The sequence below is a fragment of the Nonomuraea soli genome, assembly GCF_013761175.1.
In the GTDB taxonomy this organism is placed as follows: domain Bacteria; phylum Actinomycetota; class Actinomycetes; order Streptosporangiales; family Streptosporangiaceae; genus Nonomuraea; species Nonomuraea soli.
Map to the genome: position 1 here is coordinate 1,190,686 of NZ_JACDUR010000002.1, position 17,821 is coordinate 1,208,506.

At 69.5% G+C, this 17,821-nt stretch carries 14 protein-coding genes and 1 pseudogene; 9 read left to right on the plus strand and 6 right to left on the minus strand.

The features are described from left to right. Positions 1–103 precede the first annotated feature (103 nt). A complete protein-coding gene (locus tag HNR30_RS12665; protein ID WP_246378037.1) occupies positions 104–1,279 on the minus strand; it encodes an erythromycin esterase family protein in 1,176 nt (391 codons plus the stop codon). Positions 1,280–1,369: 90 nt separating this feature from the next. On the opposite strand from HNR30_RS12665, the gene HNR30_RS12670 reads away from it, so the two are divergent. Genes HNR30_RS12670 through HNR30_RS12680 form a run of 3 tightly spaced genes read left to right on the plus strand, consistent with a single transcriptional unit; the run spans position 1,370 to position 3,279 of the window. Further along, the gene (locus HNR30_RS12670; protein WP_181609952.1) at positions 1,370–2,053 is read left to right on the plus strand and encodes a TioE family transcriptional regulator; all 684 of its coding nucleotides are present in this window, start codon (positions 1,370–1,372) and stop codon (positions 2,051–2,053) included. 45 nt (positions 2,054–2,098) lie between these two features. Continuing rightward, complete coding sequence (locus HNR30_RS12675) at positions 2,099–2,419, plus strand: PadR family transcriptional regulator (RefSeq protein ID WP_246378039.1); 321 nt, start codon at positions 2,099–2,101, stop codon at positions 2,417–2,419. Then, positions 2,416–3,279, plus strand: a complete 864-nt coding sequence (locus HNR30_RS12680; protein ID WP_181609953.1) for an HD domain-containing protein — start codon at positions 2,416–2,418, stop codon at positions 3,277–3,279. Before HNR30_RS12675 ends, HNR30_RS12680 begins: the two co-directional genes overlap by 4 nt. On the opposite strand, the gene HNR30_RS12685 is transcribed toward HNR30_RS12680, so the two are convergent. Next, complete coding sequence (locus HNR30_RS12685) at positions 3,269–4,291, minus strand: WD40 repeat domain-containing protein (RefSeq protein ID WP_181609954.1); 1,023 nt, start codon at positions 4,289–4,291, stop codon at positions 3,269–3,271. The two genes, HNR30_RS12680 and HNR30_RS12685, sit on opposite strands and share 11 nt — an antisense overlap. Before the next feature lie 191 nt (positions 4,292–4,482). Here HNR30_RS12685 and HNR30_RS12690 point away from each other — a divergent pair, with 191 nt between their 5' ends. Beyond that, positions 4,483–5,925, plus strand: a complete 1,443-nt coding sequence (locus HNR30_RS12690) for an FAD-dependent monooxygenase (protein WP_181609955.1) — start codon at positions 4,483–4,485, stop codon at positions 5,923–5,925. Positions 5,926–6,293: 368 nt separating this feature from the next. Here HNR30_RS12690 and HNR30_RS12695 read toward each other — a convergent pair whose 3' ends face one another. Both HNR30_RS12695 and HNR30_RS12700 read right to left on the minus strand, forming a co-directional pair. Continuing rightward, positions 6,294–7,268 (minus strand): alpha/beta hydrolase, encoded by a 975-nt coding sequence (locus HNR30_RS12695; RefSeq protein ID WP_181609956.1) that lies wholly within the window; start codon positions 7,266–7,268, stop codon positions 6,294–6,296. A gap of 875 nt (positions 7,269–8,143) precedes the next feature. After that, positions 8,144–9,151 carry a saccharopine dehydrogenase family protein gene (locus tag HNR30_RS12700; protein WP_220133428.1) on the minus strand — a complete coding sequence of 336 codons (1,008 nt, stop codon included), beginning with the start codon at positions 9,149–9,151 and terminating at the stop codon, positions 8,144–8,146. Between the two features lie 79 nt (positions 9,152–9,230). Between HNR30_RS12700 and HNR30_RS12705 the strand changes: the two genes are divergently transcribed. Next, on the plus strand, positions 9,231–9,815 hold the full coding sequence (locus HNR30_RS12705; RefSeq protein WP_181609958.1) for a TetR/AcrR family transcriptional regulator: 585 nt from the start codon (positions 9,231–9,233) through the stop codon (positions 9,813–9,815). Positions 9,816–9,939: 124 nt separating this feature from the next. Here HNR30_RS12705 and HNR30_RS12710 read toward each other — a convergent pair whose 3' ends face one another. Together HNR30_RS12710 and pdxR are read right to left on the minus strand one after the other, a co-directional pair. Then, positions 9,940–11,109, minus strand: coding sequence for a coiled-coil domain-containing protein (locus HNR30_RS12710; protein ID WP_181609959.1), 1,170 nt, complete (start codon positions 11,107–11,109; stop codon positions 9,940–9,942). A 1,534-nt stretch (positions 11,110–12,643) separates the two neighbouring features. Then, complete coding sequence (gene pdxR, locus HNR30_RS12715; RefSeq protein ID WP_220133429.1) at positions 12,644–14,125, minus strand: MocR-like pyridoxine biosynthesis transcription factor PdxR; 1,482 nt, start codon at positions 14,123–14,125, stop codon at positions 12,644–12,646. A gap of 151 nt (positions 14,126–14,276) precedes the next feature. Here pdxR and HNR30_RS12720 point away from each other — a divergent pair, with 151 nt between their 5' ends. The 4 genes and pseudogenes from HNR30_RS12720 to HNR30_RS12735 form a co-directional block, all read left to right on the plus strand. Further along, a complete protein-coding gene (locus HNR30_RS12720) occupies positions 14,277–15,116 on the plus strand; it encodes a DMT family transporter (protein WP_220133430.1) in 840 nt (279 codons plus the stop codon). Positions 15,117–15,684: 568 nt separating this feature from the next. Continuing rightward, complete coding sequence (locus HNR30_RS12725) at positions 15,685–16,854, plus strand: TnsB C-terminal domain-containing protein (RefSeq protein WP_181609961.1); 1,170 nt, start codon at positions 15,685–15,687, stop codon at positions 16,852–16,854. Then, positions 16,809–17,321 carry a Mu transposase C-terminal domain-containing protein gene (locus tag HNR30_RS50755; protein WP_181609962.1) on the plus strand — a complete coding sequence of 171 codons (513 nt, stop codon included), beginning with the start codon at positions 16,809–16,811 and terminating at the stop codon, positions 17,319–17,321. Before HNR30_RS12725 ends, HNR30_RS50755 begins: the two co-directional genes overlap by 46 nt. A 30-nt stretch (positions 17,322–17,351) precedes the next feature. Further along, positions 17,352–17,821 (plus strand): annotated as a pseudogene (locus tag HNR30_RS12735) (IS5 family transposase); the annotation flags it as partial.

The window sequence follows — 17,821 nt, forward strand, 5'->3', positions numbered from 1 at the left end:
CTCCTTCGAAGGGGGGAAGTTCCTTGATCGTAAGAAGGCGCCCGCCGCCTGGACAGCCCTTACTTCAACAATCAACGAACTGGCGAGTCCCTGCTCAAAGGCGTCAGCCGACCTTGCGGACGTCGCTCACCCGCCGCAGGAAGACGACGGCGTCGACCTGGTCGAGATGGGCGGCCTCCAGGGGGAAGTAGGCGAAGTCGCCGGTGGCGCGCCGCGGCGCCGTTCCGACGGACTCGGCCAGGCGGCGGGCGTCGACGAGCGCGTGCTCCCACGGCAGCGCCGACAGGGCGCCTTCGACGGTCTCCGGCGCGGGGGCGTCGCCGGAGACCGTGCCGAAGGCCGAGGCCACGAAGGCGTAGCGCTCGCCCAGGCCCGCCGCGGTGATCGCTCCCGCGCTCCACCACCGCAGCTGGTGGTCGCCGAAGGACATCACGGTCTGGTGGCGCTGCAGGTGCAGGTTGGAGGAGAAGACCAGGGCGGGGCCATGCTCGGCGACGGCGCGCAGGTTGGCGGCCATCATCGCGTCACGCAGGGCCGACAGGCGGCTCCAGCGCAGCGGGGAGTCGTCGGCCATCCAGTAGTGGTAGCGCAGCAGGCCGGTGGCGGTGCGCGCGTACAGGGCCGCCGTCTCCCTGTCCTCGGCCGTCAGCTGCGGCGCCTGCAGTTCGAGCAGGGCCGCCAAATCGTCGGCGATCAGGCGCAGCCGCTGCGCCTCGGCCGTCCTGCCGATCGACTGGGAGGCGTCCATGGCGGAGGCCTGGTTCGACCACCGCTCGTCGGCTCCCAGCAGCTCGTCGAGGGCGTCGGCGGTGACGATCGCCTCGATGAGCGGACCGTCGAGCAGGGTGTACAGGCCGGTGAGCGCCTCGCGCGGGCTCTCGGCCCAGTACTCCAGAGGGCCGTCGAAGCCGTGGAAGCGCAGCTTGTCGTCGTGGTCCTGGTTGTAGGCGCGCATCCAGCGCACGAGCTCGCGGTTGGCGGCGACGGTGCCGAAGTCGTGGCTGAAGCCGCGCTCCATGACGTCGTCGAGGCTGCCTTCGCCGGTGGTGACGTAGGCGTCGACCAGGCGGCCCTTGAGGCAGTCGCTCTCGAGGGCGATCACGCGGTAGCCCTCGTGCTCGACCAGGTGCCGGAAGATCTCGTTGCGCAGCTCGCCCAGTTCGCCCACGAAGTGGCGGGCCTCGCCGAGGCCGAGCAGCTGGGGACGGGTGGAGAGCGAGCGCAGGAACGCAGAGATGCCCGCGCCGTCGAGCTGCCGGGCGATGTCCTTGATATCCATGCCTTCAACGCTATCGTTGAACATTCGGTGTAAACTTGGACCCTCTTTGAGGCCGATGTGTCGGCATAACTCTCCAACGGTGGTGCATCTGTGAGACCCGTGGACCTGGCGCGCGAACACGGCCTGTCCACCCAGGCGATCAGGAACTACGAGGAGGCCGGCATCCTGCCCGCCGCCGCGCGCACCGCCAGCGGCTACCGCAGCTACACGCCGGCGCACGCCCACGCCCTGCGCGCCTTCCTCGCCCTCGCCCCGGGGCACGGCCACCAGACGGCCACCGCGATCATGCGGGCGGTCAACCGCGGCGCCGTCGACGAGGCGCTGCGCGTCATCGACGAGAGCCACGGCCTGCTCCTCGACGACCGCCGCGTCCTCCAGGCCGTCGACGCGGCCCTGCGCGACCTGGTGCCCCTGCCGCAGGAACGCGGGGAGACCTTCATCGGCCCGCTGTCGCGGCGGCTCGGCCTGCGCCCCGCCACCTTGCGCAAATGGGAGCAGGCCGGGATCATCCGGCCACGCCGCGACCCGCGGACCGGCTACCGCGTCTACAGCGCCACCGACGTACGGGACGCCCGGCTGGCCCACCAGCTCCGGCGCGGCGGCTACCTGCTGGAACAGATCGCCCCCCTGATCGCCCAGGTCCGCTCGGCCGGAGGCGTCGGCCCCCTGGAGTCGGCACTGCACGACTGGCAGGCACGCCTGTCGTCGCGGGGCCGCGCCATGCTCAGCGGAGCCGCCGCCCTCGACGCCTACCTGCACGCTCGCGAGGGCTGACAACTGTGGCCTCACGGCAAGCGCGGGGCTATGTAGAGTTCGAGCATGGGTGATCCCCGGATGACACTCCAGCTCCAGGCCGTCCTGGAGGTGTTCTTCGCCGATCCCGCACAGGCCCGCTACGGGCTGGAGCTGTGCGAGGCGACCGCGCTGCCCTCGGGCACGATCTACGTGATCCTCGCCCGGCTGGAAGGCTGCGGCTGGGTCGAAAGCGCCTGGGAGGCGAGCGCCGACTACGACGGGTCCGGCCGCCCCAGGCGCCGGTACTACACGATCACCGACAAGGGGCGCGCCGCCGCCCCCGAGGCGATCAACCGCGCGTACGGCAAGCGCCGCCGGCCACCGCCCTCCTGGGTGCCGGCATGAACGACCTGGTCGAACGCGCCCACGCGGTCGCCGCCTACTGGCATCGGGGGCAGCTGCGCAAGAGCGGTGATCCGTACATCACCCACCCGGTGGCCGTCGCGCGGATCCTCACCGAGCTCGGCGCCGGCGACGACACCGTGCTGATCTGCGCGGCCCTCCTGCACGACGTCCTCGACGACACCGACTGCCCCCAACAGGACCTGCGCGCCGAGTTCGGCGACGAGATCACGGACCTGGTCCTGGAGGTGCAGGGGTTCGCCTACGACACCTCCCAGCCGGTCAGCGAGCGCTGCCGCACCCTCAAGCTGGCCGACCGGCTGCACAACATGCGGACCGCCGACTTCCTGCCGGCCGAAAAGGCGCGCGTCACAGCACGCGAGACGCTCGAGGTGTTCGTGCCCATGGCGCACCAGCTGGGGCTCGGGAAGATGCGCGACGAGCTGGACGCCCTCGCCTCGGCGCGCCGGGGACCCGGCGGGCTGGCCTTCCAGGCCGTCAGCACCGGCGCGGCCCTGCTGCCCGCGCACGCTCGCGACAGGTACGTGGAGGAATGGCAGAGCGACCTGCACCGGCTGCCCGGGCGCCGGGAACGGCTGCTCTACACGCTGCAGCTGCTGGTGGGCATGCCCCGCCTGGCAGCCGCCCTGCGCACACCACTGTCGGCGCCACGCGCGCTGACGGGACGGTGCGTTCGATGGCTGCTGCGCTCCAACCTCCGCACCTGGGCCGTGCTCACACCGCCGCTGGCGTGGCTGGTGCTGGACGCCGGCAGCCGCAGCGAAGCACTGACCCTGCTGATCACCATCCCGCCCCTGCTGGGGGCGGGAGTCGAGTGGCTGCGGGCCCGGCTCAAGCGCTGAGACCGAGGAAGCCGGCCGCGGTGAACATCGCCACGAAGTCCTCTTGCGAGGTGAGGAGGGGGCGGATGTCGCCGCCCGTGGTGTCGGTGTGGAGGTAGGCGGAGGGAGCGTGGTTGAAGCCGCGCCTCATGACGATCCTGCCGTCCGCGGCGGTGATGATCCCGCCCGACGACTGGTTGTCCAGCCACCTGAACGTGATGGGCGTCGTGGCGCCCGTCTCGACGTTCAGCACGTAGTCGGACTCCCGGCCGTGGAGGCACACCTCCGCTGCGCTCGGCCAGCCGTACTGCGCGGAGAAGTCGGCGCGTTGCAGAAGCTCCCCCGTGGCGGTGTCGAGGACGATCACCGTGTCCCAGTCGTCGTCGGATTCGTCGTCGAACCAGGACAGGGTCGCGGCGAGCCTGCGTCCGTCGGGCGACCAGCTGATGGGATGCGTGCTGCTCCACATGTAGGTCGAGGAGGTCCACAGGTGCCGGCGCGTTCCGGAGGCCACGTCGACCAGGTCCACCGACACGGTCGAGAACTCGTCCTCGTCTTCCGACGCCCACGCGATCGCCACGGTGCCGCCGTCAGGCGACAGTCCGGCGAGGGATCTGCCCGCGGGCACCTGTGGAAACTCGAGCCACCGCGGCTCGCCAGTGGGAAGATCCAGCAGGCACAGCCGCAGATCGGGCATGCGGCCGATGGCACTGCTGAAGGTCAGCGTGTGGTCGGGCTCGATGCGCGCCGTCGGGTCGCGGGCCAGGATCTCCTCGACGTACGGCCAGGGCGGCGGCGTGGCCGGAAGGCGCATGACGGCCCGGCGAGGTTCGTACACGATGGTCTTGGTGGCGGACAACAGCAGCAGGGTGCCGTCACCGGACAGGCCGAGCAGCCGCGGATCGGGCATCGGCGGGAGCCCGTCGAGAGTGACCAGCGCCCCGTCGGCCGCGTCGGCGACGAGCACCGACAGGTCGTACGTCTGTACGGCCAGCAGGGCACGGGCCACGGTCCGCCTCGGTAACGTGTCCATGATCGGATAATAGTTGGACCCGATCATGGACGTTCTTGTAGCGTTGGGATCGACCGTGACATCGCCTGAGGAGGTGGGACCCATGAACGCTGGACCGACGTGGGTGCTCCCTCAGGGATCACGGCCGGGCGACTGACGAAGGTGTCGCCGGGAGCGCCTTGCTGACAAGGCACTCCCGAAAGGCAACACCGATGAACCTCTCGCCCTCCACCGCCGAGCCGTACGACGTGATCATCGCCGGCTGCGGCCCCACCGGCGCGATGCTCGCCGCCGAGCTGCGCCTGCACGACGTGCGGGTCCTGGTCCTGGAGAAGGACACCGAGCCGGCGTCGTTCGTCCGCATCGTCGCCCTGCATGTGCGCAGCCTCGAGCTGATGGCGATGCGCGGCCTGCTGGACCGCTTGCTCGAGCACGGACGGCGGCGCCCGGCCGCCGGATTCTTCGCCGCCATCAACAAGCCCGCGCCCAAGGGCATGGACTCGGCCCACGACTTCCTGCTGGGCATCCCGCAGCCGGTCATCGTCAGCCTGCTCGAAGAGCACGCGATTGCGATGGGCGCGCAGGTCAGGCGCGGTCACGCAGTGACCGGTCTCGAACAGGACGACGACGGCGTGACCGTCGAGCTGGACTCCGGCGAACGGCTGCGCGCCCGCTACGTCGTCGGCTGCGACGGCGGGCGCAGCACGGTGCGCAAACTGCTCGGCGTCGCCTTCCCCGGCGAGCCCTCGCGCAACGACACGCTGATGGGCGAGATGGAGGTGTCCGCGCCGCCGGAGGAGATCGCCGCCAAGGTGGCCGAGATCAGCGCCACCCAGCAGCGCTTCTGGCTCAGGCCGTTCGGCGCGGGCCTCTACAGCGTCGTGGTTCCCGTCACGGGAGTCGCCGACCGCGCGCAACCGCCCACCCTGGACGACTTCCGCCACCACCTGCGCGCCGTCGCCGGGACCGACTTCGGCGTGCACTCACCGCGCTGGCTCTCGCGCTTCGGGGACGCCACCCGGCTGGCCGAACGTTACCGGGTCGGGCGGGTGCTGCTGGCGGGCGACGCGGCGCACATCCATCCGCCCATCGGCGGGCAGGGACTGAACCTGGGCGTCCAGGACGCCGTCAACCTCGGCTGGAAGCTGGCCGCGCAGGTGCGCGGCTGGGCGCCGGGCACCCTGCTCGACACCTACGAGGCCGAACGCCATCCGGTCGCCGAGGACGTGCTCGACAACACCCGCGCCCAGACGGAACTGCTGTCCGCCGAACCCGGCGCGCGGGCCGTACGCAGGCTGCTCACCGAGCTCATGGACTTCGACGAGGTCAACCGCCACCTGCTGGAGAAGATCACCGCGACCGGCATCCGCTACGACTTCGGCCACGGCCCCGACCTGGTCGGCCGCCGGCTGCCCGACGCCGACCTGAAGCGGGGCCGCCTCTACGACGAGCTGCGTCACGGCCGCGGCCTGGTGCTGGACCGCACCGAACGCCTGGACGTGGGCACCTGGTCGGACCGGGTCGACTACCTGGCCGATTCCACGGCGCCGCTGGACGGCCCGTGCGTGCTGCTGCGACCCGACGGCCACGTCGCCTGGGTGGGCGACGATCAGCGGGAGCTGGACGAGCATCTTTCGCGCTGGTTCGGCGCCTGACCGGGCAGCGTCACCGCCACCCAGGCGCCTGATCGGGCCGTGTCACCGCCACCAGGAGCCGCGCCGACAGGTTGTCCATGCACACGAGGTCACCGCGGCGGCAGGTCGCTCACCTCCGGCAGGCCGAGCTCCTCGCCCTGGTAGAGGTGGGCCGACCCGCCCTCTTGCCACGCCGCGGAGCATGAGCATGTGACACACCTGGTGCGCCTTCGCGCGCAGGCTGAGCTCGGGCCAGGACGCCGCCGTCTTTGCCCGAGCGCCCATTCCTCGCGAGCAGCCAGGGGCGAAGGCCCGCGGGGCGGCAATGCCCCCGGAACCGTTCGCCCCTCGGCGGTGTCCGCGCTCAGCGTTGCGGATCTGCGGTTGTCTCACTCACCATGCAGCGCCGTTCTCAGGGCGTCGATCGCGAGGCGGCGGGCGACGTTGGCGGCGCGGGTGTCGCGCAGGCTGTCCAGGAGGAGGAAGTCGTGGACCATGCCGGCCACCCGGACCGAGGTGACGTCCACGCCGGCCTCGCGCAGCTTGTTGGCGTACTGCTCGCCTTCGTCGCGCAGCACGTCGGCCTCGTCGGTGATGACCAGGGTGGTGGGCAGCCCGCGAAGCTGCTCCAGGGAGGCCTGAAGCGGGGAGGCGTACACCTCGGTGCGCTGGGCGGGGTCGGTGGTGTAGGCGTCCCAGAACCACTTCATGCCGTCGCGGGTGAGGTAGTAGCCCTCGGCGAACTGCAGGTAGGAGGGCGTGTCGAAGTCGGCGTTGGTCACCGGGTAGAGCAGCACCTGCGCCTTCAGGTCGATCCCGCCGCGCTCCTTGTTCATCAGCGCGAACACCGCTGACATGCAGCCGCCGACCGACTCGCCGGTGACGGCCACGCGCGAGGTGTCCAGGCCATGCTCCGCGCCGTGGTCCATGACCCACTGGCCCACGGCGTAGTTCTGCTCCACCTGGGTGGGGTACCGCGCTTCCGGCGCCCGGTCATAGACGGGGAAGACGCCCGCCGCGCCCGCGCCGACGGCCAGTTCGCGAAACAGGCGGTCGTGGGTTTTGTCGTCGCCGAAGACCCAGCCGGCACCGTGGATGTAGAACACCACCGGCAGCGGCCCGCTGGCGCCCTTGGGGCGGATGACGCGGGTGCGGACCGTACCCCACCGGCCGGCGTCCACATCGACCCACTCCTCGTCGACGTCCGGGCGGGGCACGCTGGGGTCGCTCTGCAGGTCGAGCAGGATCTCCCGCCCCTTTTCCGGATCGACCTCGTAGATCCGAGGATGCGGGTCGGTCGCCTCGGCCAGCTCTTTCGCGGCGGGTTCGAGGTAAGGGGTGATCGGCGGTGGGAGCGTGGTCATGTTTACTCCAAGTCACGAGCGTATACGCGCGGTCACGCGGCTTGAGGAGCCGCGACTGGTGGCTATCCAGGACAAACCCGGACAGTGAGGCAGGTCCTACCCACGGTGATGAAGCCAGCCTTCCTGCCCTAGGGAGCACATTCCGGGCGATGGGACTCTTTTTGCCTCGCGGCCTCTCCGAGACGGCAAAGGCTGGCAGCGTGGCGACTTCGGCGGCCAAGCCATCGCGGAGATCACCGGCGCCTTTTCTCCCGCCATGCGCTCACCCCGGCTCCACCACCGCGTATTCGCAGGTCGATCACGGTTCGCTGGAATTCCTGCCAGGGAGGGGTAATAGCGGCGGCCTAGGATGTTCAGCCACTAGAACCGGGCAGGGGCAGGACGGGCGATGTCGACGGTAGCGGTCGTCTTACCCTCGACGCGGATCCGCCGCGACCAGCATCGATGCGTTCTCGGTCTCACGCAGGACGATCAGGAGTCGTCGTCGGCGTGCAACCAGCGCAGCGCGGGTTCGGCGGCCCGCAACCCCAGCAGCCGCCGTCAGGCCTCCAGCGTGACCTCGTCGCGGTCGGCGGGCCGCTGCCGCGAACACCCTCGCCGTTGACGCCGATGAGGCCGAACTGGGACCCCAATGCAGCGCATCCCATTAATTGATCGCCGACCTGCGCCTCGACGCCGTACCCGACGCCCAACGAGGTGGGCTAATCGCTGCCCATCGACCGCCTCGCCCACGGTCGTGCAGCGCACTTCGGAGATCTTCGTGAAGACGCGATCCCGCCCTCGTCCTCCTGTACGGCATGCCGTACAGGAGGACGAGCCTGCCCGCATCCGACGGCCAGCATCGGAACCGGCCCCCCCATGCGCGATCGGTGCGATCACTGATCGCCGGGCACGCCGGCAAAGGTGGCGCCGATCTCGACCATCCGCTCGGCCGCGTAGCCGGGGTCGATCAACGCCTCCGGAGTGTGCAGGCCGGGCGGCACCGGATCGCCGCGCAGGCCGAGCAGCCGCTCGACGCCGAGGGCGACGCCGAGCGCCGTCAGGGGGCGCTGCCCCTCTGGGTGGAGCAGGTAGTGGCTCGTCCTGAGCGACGCGCCCGCACGGCTCACGCCTTCGAGGTCGATCCTGACCTCCGTGGACGGCGGCCCGCCGCGCCGCCTGCCCGCCGACTCACCGACCGCGAACGCGAAGCGCACATGGGGCGCGCCCGTCGCGACGGCCAGGCTCGGCACGTCAAGAATGGGGACGATCTGACCGGGCAGCACAACGCCATCGACACTGGTGATCATGACCTGCGCGTCAGGGCCGCTGACCCATTCGAAGACGCCGTCGCGGCGGATGTGCCCACTCGAGGTGGCGGCCAGCAGGCGCGCCATGTCCTCCGCGGCCGCGGGCCCTCCGCTGTCCTGTTCGTCCAGCACCCCGCCCACCTCGATGGTGTCGATCCGCTCGAACTCCCCGGCGAGGCCGAGCACCGCGAGGACGACGAGACCCGCGTACCAGTGGCTGGCCAGCAGGATCGGCGCCGCACCGGCCCGCAGTCCTGCGGCGACGACCTCGGGGCCGATGTCGACCAGGCCGCTGGAGATGCTGACGTACGGCAGGCCGCGGTCCTGCGCGTACCGCAGTCCGTTCAGGTGACTGTCCCACACCGTGGCCACGACCGCCGCGTAGCTGTCGGCCTGCCGCAGGCCGAGGTCACCTCGCCGCAGATCGATGGTCACGGCGGTCGCACGGCCGAGTTCGTCGGCGACCCGCTGGGCGCGTCCGAGGTCCCGGCCCGCGATCGTCAGCGGCAGCTCCGGGTACCACCGGCGCAGAAGGGCTGCGGTCGCCGCGCCCGCCTGCCCGGATCCGCCCATGATCAGTACTGAGCGCTCCACCATGTCATCCTCTCGCTAACCTTCATTTTGTAACTTACATTTTGTAGCTTATGATGGAAGGCAACACAAGAGGAGGACGATGACCACGGGATCGACCCGGCTGTCCAAGCCGGCCAGGCGGGAACAACTGCTCGACACCGCCACGACGATCGTGCGCGCCCACGGCACCGACGGCCTCACGCTGCTCACCCTCGCGGAGGCGGCAGGAGTGAGCAGGCCGATCGTCTACGACCACTTCGGCACCCGCCCGGGCTTGCTGATCGCCCTCTACCGCCGACTCGACGAACGCCACAGGGCCGCCTCGGAGGAGGCCCTGCGCGACGCCCCAGCCACCCCTCGCGACATCGCCCGCGTCCTCAGCACCGCCTACTTCGCCTGCGCCACCGACATGCCCGAGTGGACCGCCATCTCCGCCGCCCTCAAGGGGAACCCGGAGATGGAGGCGATCGAGCGCGACCTGCTCAACGGCTACACGGACCTGATGGCCACCGCTCTGCAGCCGTACTCGGGGCTCACCCGGCACGCCCTCCGGCTGCGCTGCGTGGGCGTGCTGGGCGCGGCAGAGGCAATCGCCGCGGAGCTGAACCGGGGGCGCGCCACCGTCGCCGAGGCTGTTACGGCGCTGACCGAGTTGACCGTCGGCAGCATCGACGCGCAACCCTAGCCGGGCAGTGGCCCAGCTGAATCTGCTGTTGCTGCAGCGATGACCGTGATCAGCACCGCTACGCGTGCGGGCTCCTCCCCTCGCCTGCCGCTACCACCCCAGGAGCTCGCCGCCCGGCCTTGATCTACGTGCCAGACCGGCCGCTCCCCCGCAGCTCAGCCGCCACAGCCCGCTCCCGCAACCGCTCGGCCTCCTCACGAAGCGCGGCCACCTGCGCCTGCGCATCCGCCAACCGCCCCCGCTCGAGCTGCACCTCGACCCGCGCCGCGTCCCGATCCTCCAACGCCTGCCGAGCCCGCTCCCGCTCAGCGTTCGCCGCCTCCTGCGCCACCTCAGCCTCCCGCCGCCCCTGCGCGACCTCCAACACCAGCTGCCCAGCCCGCAACTGAGCCTCAGCCCGCTCCCGCTCAGCCGCGGAGAGACCCTCGACGGCCCGCTCCCGCTCCCGCTCAGCCGTCTCCGCCCGCACATCGGCAGCGACCAACGCCCGCTCAGCCCCCTCAGCACGAGCCCTAACCGCCGCCGCCTCCGCCCGCATCTCCCCCACTCGCAGCGCCAGGGCCTCCTCTCCCTCCGCCCGGGCCCGCGCCAGCGCCTCCATCCCCTCCTGCCTGACCCGCTCCACCGCCGCCTCACCCTCGAGCCGCACCCGCGCCAGCTCCACCTCGGCCTCCCGAAGCGCGACCTCACCCGCCTCCCGCACCCGGAGAGTCTCAGCCTCGGCCGCCTCCGCCTGCCGTACCGTCTCCTGCACCAACGCCTCGGCCACGAGCGCCTCCTGCTGAGCCGTCTGTACGGCTTGCGCAGCCTGCTCCAGCCGCTCGGCCAACTCCCGAACGGCCTGGTCCCGCGCCTGCTCCGCCGCCTCAGCCCGGTGCACAGCTTCCTGTACGGCCTGCAGCGCCTGCCGTTCGGTGGCCGAAGCCTCACGCAGAGCTGCCAGCGCCTGCTCCCGGGCGGTCTCGGCGTCAGCCAGGGCGGTCTCCCGCTCCTGCTGGGCGTCTTCGCGCTGTCGCAGCGCCTCCTGTGTCTCCGCCCGCGCCCGCTCGACAGCCTCGCGTGCCTGCCGTACCTGTTCCAACGCCTGTTCACGCTCGGTCTGCGCGATGGCGACGCGCGTGTGGGCGTCGGCCTGCATCGCGCTCAACTTGGCCTCCACCCCAGCGGGCGACAGCTCGTCGGCCAGGGCCTGCGCGAGAGGTTCCAGGGCGGCTTTCAGCCCGCTCTCCATCCGGTCGTACAGCTGCTCCGCCCTGGCCAGAGCTCCCTCGAGGCCGGGGGTCGCGCGTCGCATCTCGCGCTCGCGCTTGGCCGCGGCCTGGCAGTCACGGTCGGGACAGTACGCCTTCGGACGGCCCTTGCCGCTGCAAATCGTCAGATAATTGACACCTTGATCTTCGTCATTGACTGTCACTTGCCTGCTCAGAGGGGTGACCGCTCGCTCGGTATAGACACTCAAGATTGTTTAGCGCGCCGGGTCAGGCTTCCGAATGGAATTCGGCGACAAGGGCTGACGATTTGATGACACCCGTTGACGAGGCGATGACTACCAATGAAAACCGAGCGATCAGACCCAACGGCACGATGTACTGAGGCATCTAGCAGAGCAGCTGCCCGAAGATGATCGCAGCCAGGACGTGTCGCATCGTACGTAGGATCGGTATCGATTGACCGAGACGTGCCCCTGCGATCGGCCGAAGGCTTGGCCCACGTCCCACATGTTTAATGGCAGATCAGCAAGTAGTCCACGAGAGCTCCTGACAAGGGGCTTTGCTGGGCTCTCGCTGATGATCGGCGCCTGGCGGGTGGGAGCAATTTATGGCCTCGGGCCGGGCGGCCGCAGGCGTCGCGCGTGAAGCGGAGGGGCATCCAGAAGGTCAGCAACGCCATCCCCTGGGGACTGTGTCCGCCCACGCTGACGGGCCTGGGCGACCGATCTTGAGGATCTTCCATCGGCAACCGCAGCTAGCCCGGAAGGAGCGAACTGCCCCGCTCCCCCGAACGCCGTGATGGCCAACGCGTCGCCGACCATGTCTCGACCAACGTGGCTAGCTCGTCGAGAGTAAATGCGGTCGGGGCGATGCAGTTGCCGTGAGCGCTACGTTGACCCCTGATTGCAGCCGCACACTGACGGAGAAAGTCCTTGGCAGCGGACAGCGCACATTCAGCGGCGCTACGAGCTGGGACTTCGTTGCCCCCAATGACCCGCACACAAATGCCCCGCGCCTCGCACCAATCACGAAACGCTGGGGAGCAGAACATCACCGAGCAGTCCACTCTCACCGTGTGCTGGAGGGTGTCGGAGGCACGTGGCTCGACGGCCTCGCCTGCGCGGGTTGGGAGCAGCAGCAAGGGCTCCAGCAGCACCGTGGCGTCCAGCGGCCCAGCGCTGACGGGCCGGATGGCCGTCGCGGGAATGGTTCGACTGACGCTGCCGATCGCCAGGCTGAGTGCCGCGTGGTCCTGGACCCCACCACTCAGAATGAGCGGCACATCCAGCACCGTGGTGTCGATCTGCACCGTCTCGCGCGCCTGTGCGTGTCCATCGCATGGGCCCATGACGCCAGTGTGGGGTGTGGGTAAAACGTCGAAGGATCCCTCGCAAGGTGAACCTCACCGCACCGTAGGTAACTGCTGGCGCTCAGGCCACATGCGCTAGCCAAGCTTTGTCGGTGGTAGCTCATGCCTGCGTGGAACTGTTCTGTGCTGGAGGGTCGCGTTGGTGGCTGCCCGTCGAGTCCTCTTTTCCGGCGTTCAGTGGTGCCTCTGCTGGCTGACGCCGCTCCGGAACTCGGCGGCGCCCCAACGCTAAGACGGCTCCGAAGAGATCAGCTCGTGGCGTTCAGTTCGGTGAGGGCCTTGGCCAGCGCATCGACGCCGCGCCGGATCCGGCTTTCGTTGACGTTGCCGAACCCCAGCACCAGCGCCGGTCCCAGCGGGCTGGCAGCTGCGTTCCCGGCCGACCCCACGCCAACGCGATAGTCGCTCAGTCCGCGCACGCGCACCGACCGGCGTTGTGCCGCGGCGACAACGGCGGCTTCGCGAAGGTCGTCGGGCAGCCGCAGCAGGGCGTGGCAGCCAGCCGCCAGCCCGGTGAGCCGCAGCTTCGGCAGTGCGGCTTCCACAGCCGCGGACAGCGTGGCGCGGCGGGTGGCGTAGAGCGTGCGCATGCGACGCAGGTGGCGGTCGAACCGGCCCGACTCGATCAGCGCGGCCAGAGCGAACTGGTCGAGCACGGGCACGCCGCGGCTGGTCAGGCGCATGTCCTGGCGCAGCTGCGTCACCAGCGGCGGCGGCACGAGCATCCAACCGATCTTGATCGCCGGAGCGAGAGTTTTGCTCACCGAGCCCAACGCGATCACATGCTCCGGCGCGAGTCCCTGCAGCGAGCCGACCGGCTGGCGGTCGTAGCGGAACTCCGCGTCGTAGTCGTCCTCGACGATCACCCCGTCGACTTCCTGGGCCCAGGCGACCAGATCACGGCGACGTTGCGACGACAGCAGCGCCCCCGTCGGACATTGATGTGCCGGCGTCACCAGGACGGCGCGCGCCGGAGAGGCGCGCAGCCGGGCTACGTCCAGGCCATGGTCGTCGACGGGCACCGCGACGACGCCGAGCCCGGCCCTCCCGGCGATCACGTCGTGCTCACGTGGGCCGGGATCCTCCAAGCCGAGATGGGTAATCCCGCGGCGTGCCAGGGCTCCGAGGACGATGTTCAGTCCGTGGCGGAACCCTCCGACGATGATGGCGTTGTCGGGAGCGGCGCATCCGGCTCGCAACCTGCGGTGGTAAGAGGTCACCACCTCACGCAGCCGGAGCGATCCCGCGTCGAGATCGTCCCCCAGCTGGGCTGAGGGCATGGTCCGTGCGGTGTCGGCCAGCGCCCAGGCCCAGTCGCTCATGGGAAACGAGGCCAGGTCGGGGATGCCGTACTCGAAATCGATTAGCTCCGGTGTCCGGCCGGGCCGCTCATCATGTGGTGGGATCCGCCGCCCCGGAGGCTGCTGCTGCGGGCTGGGGCGCGAGGCAATGCTCGAGACCGCAGGGGAGGTTGCGGTGGAAGTCGCTGTGAAGGTCGCGCGGGAGGCCACGCTGGTCCCCGATCCGGTATCCGCCTCGAGATAGCCCTCGGCGCGCAGTTGCTCGTAGGTTTCGACCACCAGTCCCCGAGACAGGCCAAGTTGCTGGGCCAGCCGTCGCGAGGAAGGCAGCCGCTCGCCAGGCTGGAGCCGACCGGACCGGATGGCCTCCCGCAGGTGCTCTTGCAACTGGTGGCCGAGGGTCTGCCCGGCCGACCGATCCAGAGACACAAGGAGGTCAGGTCCTTGGCGCCCCCACCGAACCGTCACCAGCCCAGTGTACAAGTGGTCCACTCTTCAGCACCATCTGTGGACCTTCAGGCTGGACCAGTGAGGTTCGACGATGGATGCAGATCACCCGTACACCCAAGGAGGGGTTCTTATGAGTATCGGCATCCTGCTGGCCCTGGCAGCCGCCGTAGGGTACGGCGCTGCCGACTTTGTCGGCGGTTTCGGCTCTCGCCGCGCGGGAGCCTGGCCGGTGGTGTTCGTCGGCCAGATCGCGGGAGCGGCCTTGATGCTGGGGATGGCGTTGGCTCAGCCGGGCCGACCGCAGGCGAACGATTTCGCGTGGGCTCTGCTTGCAGGCGCGGGAACCTCGATCGGCACGATCTTTCTCTACCGCGGTCTGGCCCGAGGCCGGATGGGGCTGGTCGCACCTGTCTCCGCCGTCGGGGCGGCTCTGCTGCCGGTGGGAGTCGAGGTGGCTCTGGGTGGACGCCCCAGCATCCTGGTGTGGTTGGGCGTGCTCGTGGCGTTGCCGGGCATCTGGCTGGTCTCTGGTGAGGCTCGCGGTGGCACCGAAGGCCGATCACGAGCTGGTCTGGTCGACGGGGCAGTGGCGGGCGCCGGCTTCGGTGTGCTGTTCGTCGCTCTTGGCCAGGTACCGGAGACGGCCGGTACCTTTCCCCTCGCCGCCAACCAGGTCGTCGGCGCCCTGGTGACCGTGATCGTCGCGAGTGCGCTGCGGGAGCGCTGGCTGCCCCGGCGCTCCGCACTCGGGTGGGGTATCGCGGCCGGATGCCTGGGCGCTCTCGGCACGCTGGCCTTCATGATCGCCTCGCAGAACAGCCCGCTGGCGCTCGCCGCCGTGCTCGCCTCGCTCTACCCGGCTGTGACCGTCACCCTGGCCGCATTGGTGCTGGCTGAGCATCTGCGTTCCGCTCAGCGGGTGGGCTTGGTCACCTGTCTGGCCGCCACCGCGCTGCTGGCCCTTGGCTGAATCGGCCAGTCTCGACGCTGGGCGCGCTGGTCAGTCTGCCAGGTGAACTCCATCTGCGTCTGTATCCGCAGTTCGTCAAGGCCGCGGTCGCTAACCTGGTCTTCGCGCTGGATAATGCGGCGAGCTTCGATCTCTTGGACGCTCAGCAGTGGCGTGCTCGTGCTCCGCTACGCCGTGCGCGCCGCCCGAGTGGGACTCCCTGAACGCTGGTTGCAGGTCAAGGAGTTTGGCCGAACCTCGAGGAGACGGAGGCGGCCTTCTTCGGCTGTCGCTTTCGCCCTCCCGGCGCAACGGGCAGGGAATATGAGCAATCTCGGCGAGGTGGCCGAGTTGGACGATCTCGGGCCCTTCCCGCCTACGTGATCGCCAGTCGGTGTGTCGCGCGCCCTTGCCAGAAGGTGAGGCCGTCGGAACCGGACTGTCACTGTATGGAATCAGCCCGGTCGTCAACGTTACGATGCCGGTGAGGTAGCTGGTCCGTTCTGTTCCTCCTGACGGACCGGTGACTTGCGGGGCTGTTGGTCATACGTCAGCGCATCTCGGGAATCGCCGGCCGAAGGGCGGCATCATGCCCGAACCGTTCCCGATCGCCGACACTGAATCGCTGCATCAGTTGCGCGCACCGGTGACCCGCCGGCTGATGGCGCTGCGCGAGCGAGGTGAACTGCGCACCTGGCAGGTGGAACTCGCCGCGGCCAGCATCGGCACCAGCAGCCGCACCGTGTTTCGCTGGCTGAAGCAGGCGCGTCTGGACGGACGCTGTGAACGCAAGGAACGCGACCGGTTCGCGATCACCGATGAGCTGCGAGCAGAGCTGGCGTCGCTGGGCGGAAATGCCGCAGCGTTGCATCGCGCGCTCCTCACACGCGCGCTGCAGGCAGGACCGCCAGCGCCAAGTCTGGCGACCCTCCATCGGGCGCTGCGCCGCGACCTGACACCCGGACACCGGGCCGGACTGGTCACCGGGGAACGAGCCCGCCGAGCCTACGACGTCCACCTGCGCCGCCCTAAAGGGCCCGGCCGCCCCGACGTGCACCGCAACCTGGTGTGGGAGGGCGACCATGTCGAGGCATCGGTCTACGTCGACGTTGACGGCACCCTTCGCAAACCCTGGGTGACGTGGTTCGTCGACTGCGCCACCAACGGCATCTGCGGGCTGGCGGTTACGCCCACTCGGCCGAGCAGCGCCAGCATCCAAGTCGCCTTACGGGCTGCCATGCTGCGCAAGGCGCCGTACGGCCCGTTTGGCGGAGTTCCGCTCGCGGTCCGGATCGATCAGGGCGCCGACTTCCTCAGCCGCATCGTCACCCAGACGTTGGGTCGCTTCGCGATCCCGGCCGGGGTGCTGCCCGGCTACTGCCCTCACCTCAAAGGCACGGTGGAGAATCTCAACGGGTGCGTCAAGAAGATGCTGTTCGCCGCGATGCCGCACTACAGCGAGATCCCCACCCGCATGAACGGCAAGCCGTACGCCCCTGAAGGGCCGGCTCTGCCATTCGAAGTGTTCGTGGATCGGCTGCAGGACTGGGTCACCGACTGGAATCACCACATCGTTAAGGACTCCCTCGGCAAACGCACACCCGTACAAGCCTGGGAGGCCGACGCCTGGCCTGTGGAAGACATACCCGCCGAGGACCTACGCCTGTTGACCATGGTCGATGACGGAAAGAACGCACGATCATCGGCGGCGGGGTGTCGTGGGGCAAGGGTAAGCGCTTGTATTACGGCCCGTGGATGAACGGACACAAGGGCCGCACGGTGCGGCTGCGCTACATGCTCCATCACGACCACGAGATCGAGGTTTTCGACGCCGCCTCCGGCGAATATTTGGGCTCTGCCGAGCTTCAGGGGCAGGCGGATGACGCCACCATCGCCCAAACGCACGCGGTACGGGCGGACAACCAGCGCCAGCTCGAACGTGATCTTAAGCTCGCAGCACGCAAGCGCACGCAACGGTACGCGCCAGTGGCCACGCCCCAGCCGGCTCAGGTACTGGGCACGCTTACCAGCGAGGAAGCCGATCAAGAACTGTCCCAGGCGCGAATCCGTCGCCCCCGCCCGTCGAGGCGACCGGCCCTGATGCCGCTACCGGACCCCGACCCTGGCTGGGTCAGACCGGGCCAGCCCGTCTCAGCTCAGGCCAGCGCACTACCCCGCGACCAGCGCCGCCCAACTGACCCGTCCACCGGCACCCTAAGACGGTGACTCATTTGGCGGTCAGTCGTTAGATCATCCGTGGATGCCTTCCTTCAACGGCTGGTGCCTGACGAGCTGTGGGAGCTGTTTCAGCGCCTTGTCCCGCCTGCGCCCACTCGCCCACAGGGCGGGGGACGGCAGCGAGTCGAGGATCGGGTGATCTTGGCGGCGATCGTGTACGTGGCCACCACGGGCTGCGCCTGGCGGCAGCTCCCGCCGGTGTTCGGTGCTTCCTGGCAGACGGTGCATCGCCGGTTCACCGAATGGAGCGCCGCCCGGGTGTGGGCCAATCTGTACCGCATCCTGCTGGACGAGCTCGGCGTCCGAGGCGAACTGGACTGGTCTCGATGCGCGGTCGACTCGGTCAGCGTGCGCGCGGTCAAAGGGGGGACCTGACGGGCCCGAATCCTGTCGATCGCGGCAAGAAAGGGTCGAAGATCCACCTCATCACCGAACGGACCGGTCTGCCGATCTCTGTCGCGATCAGTGCCGCCAACACCCACGACAGC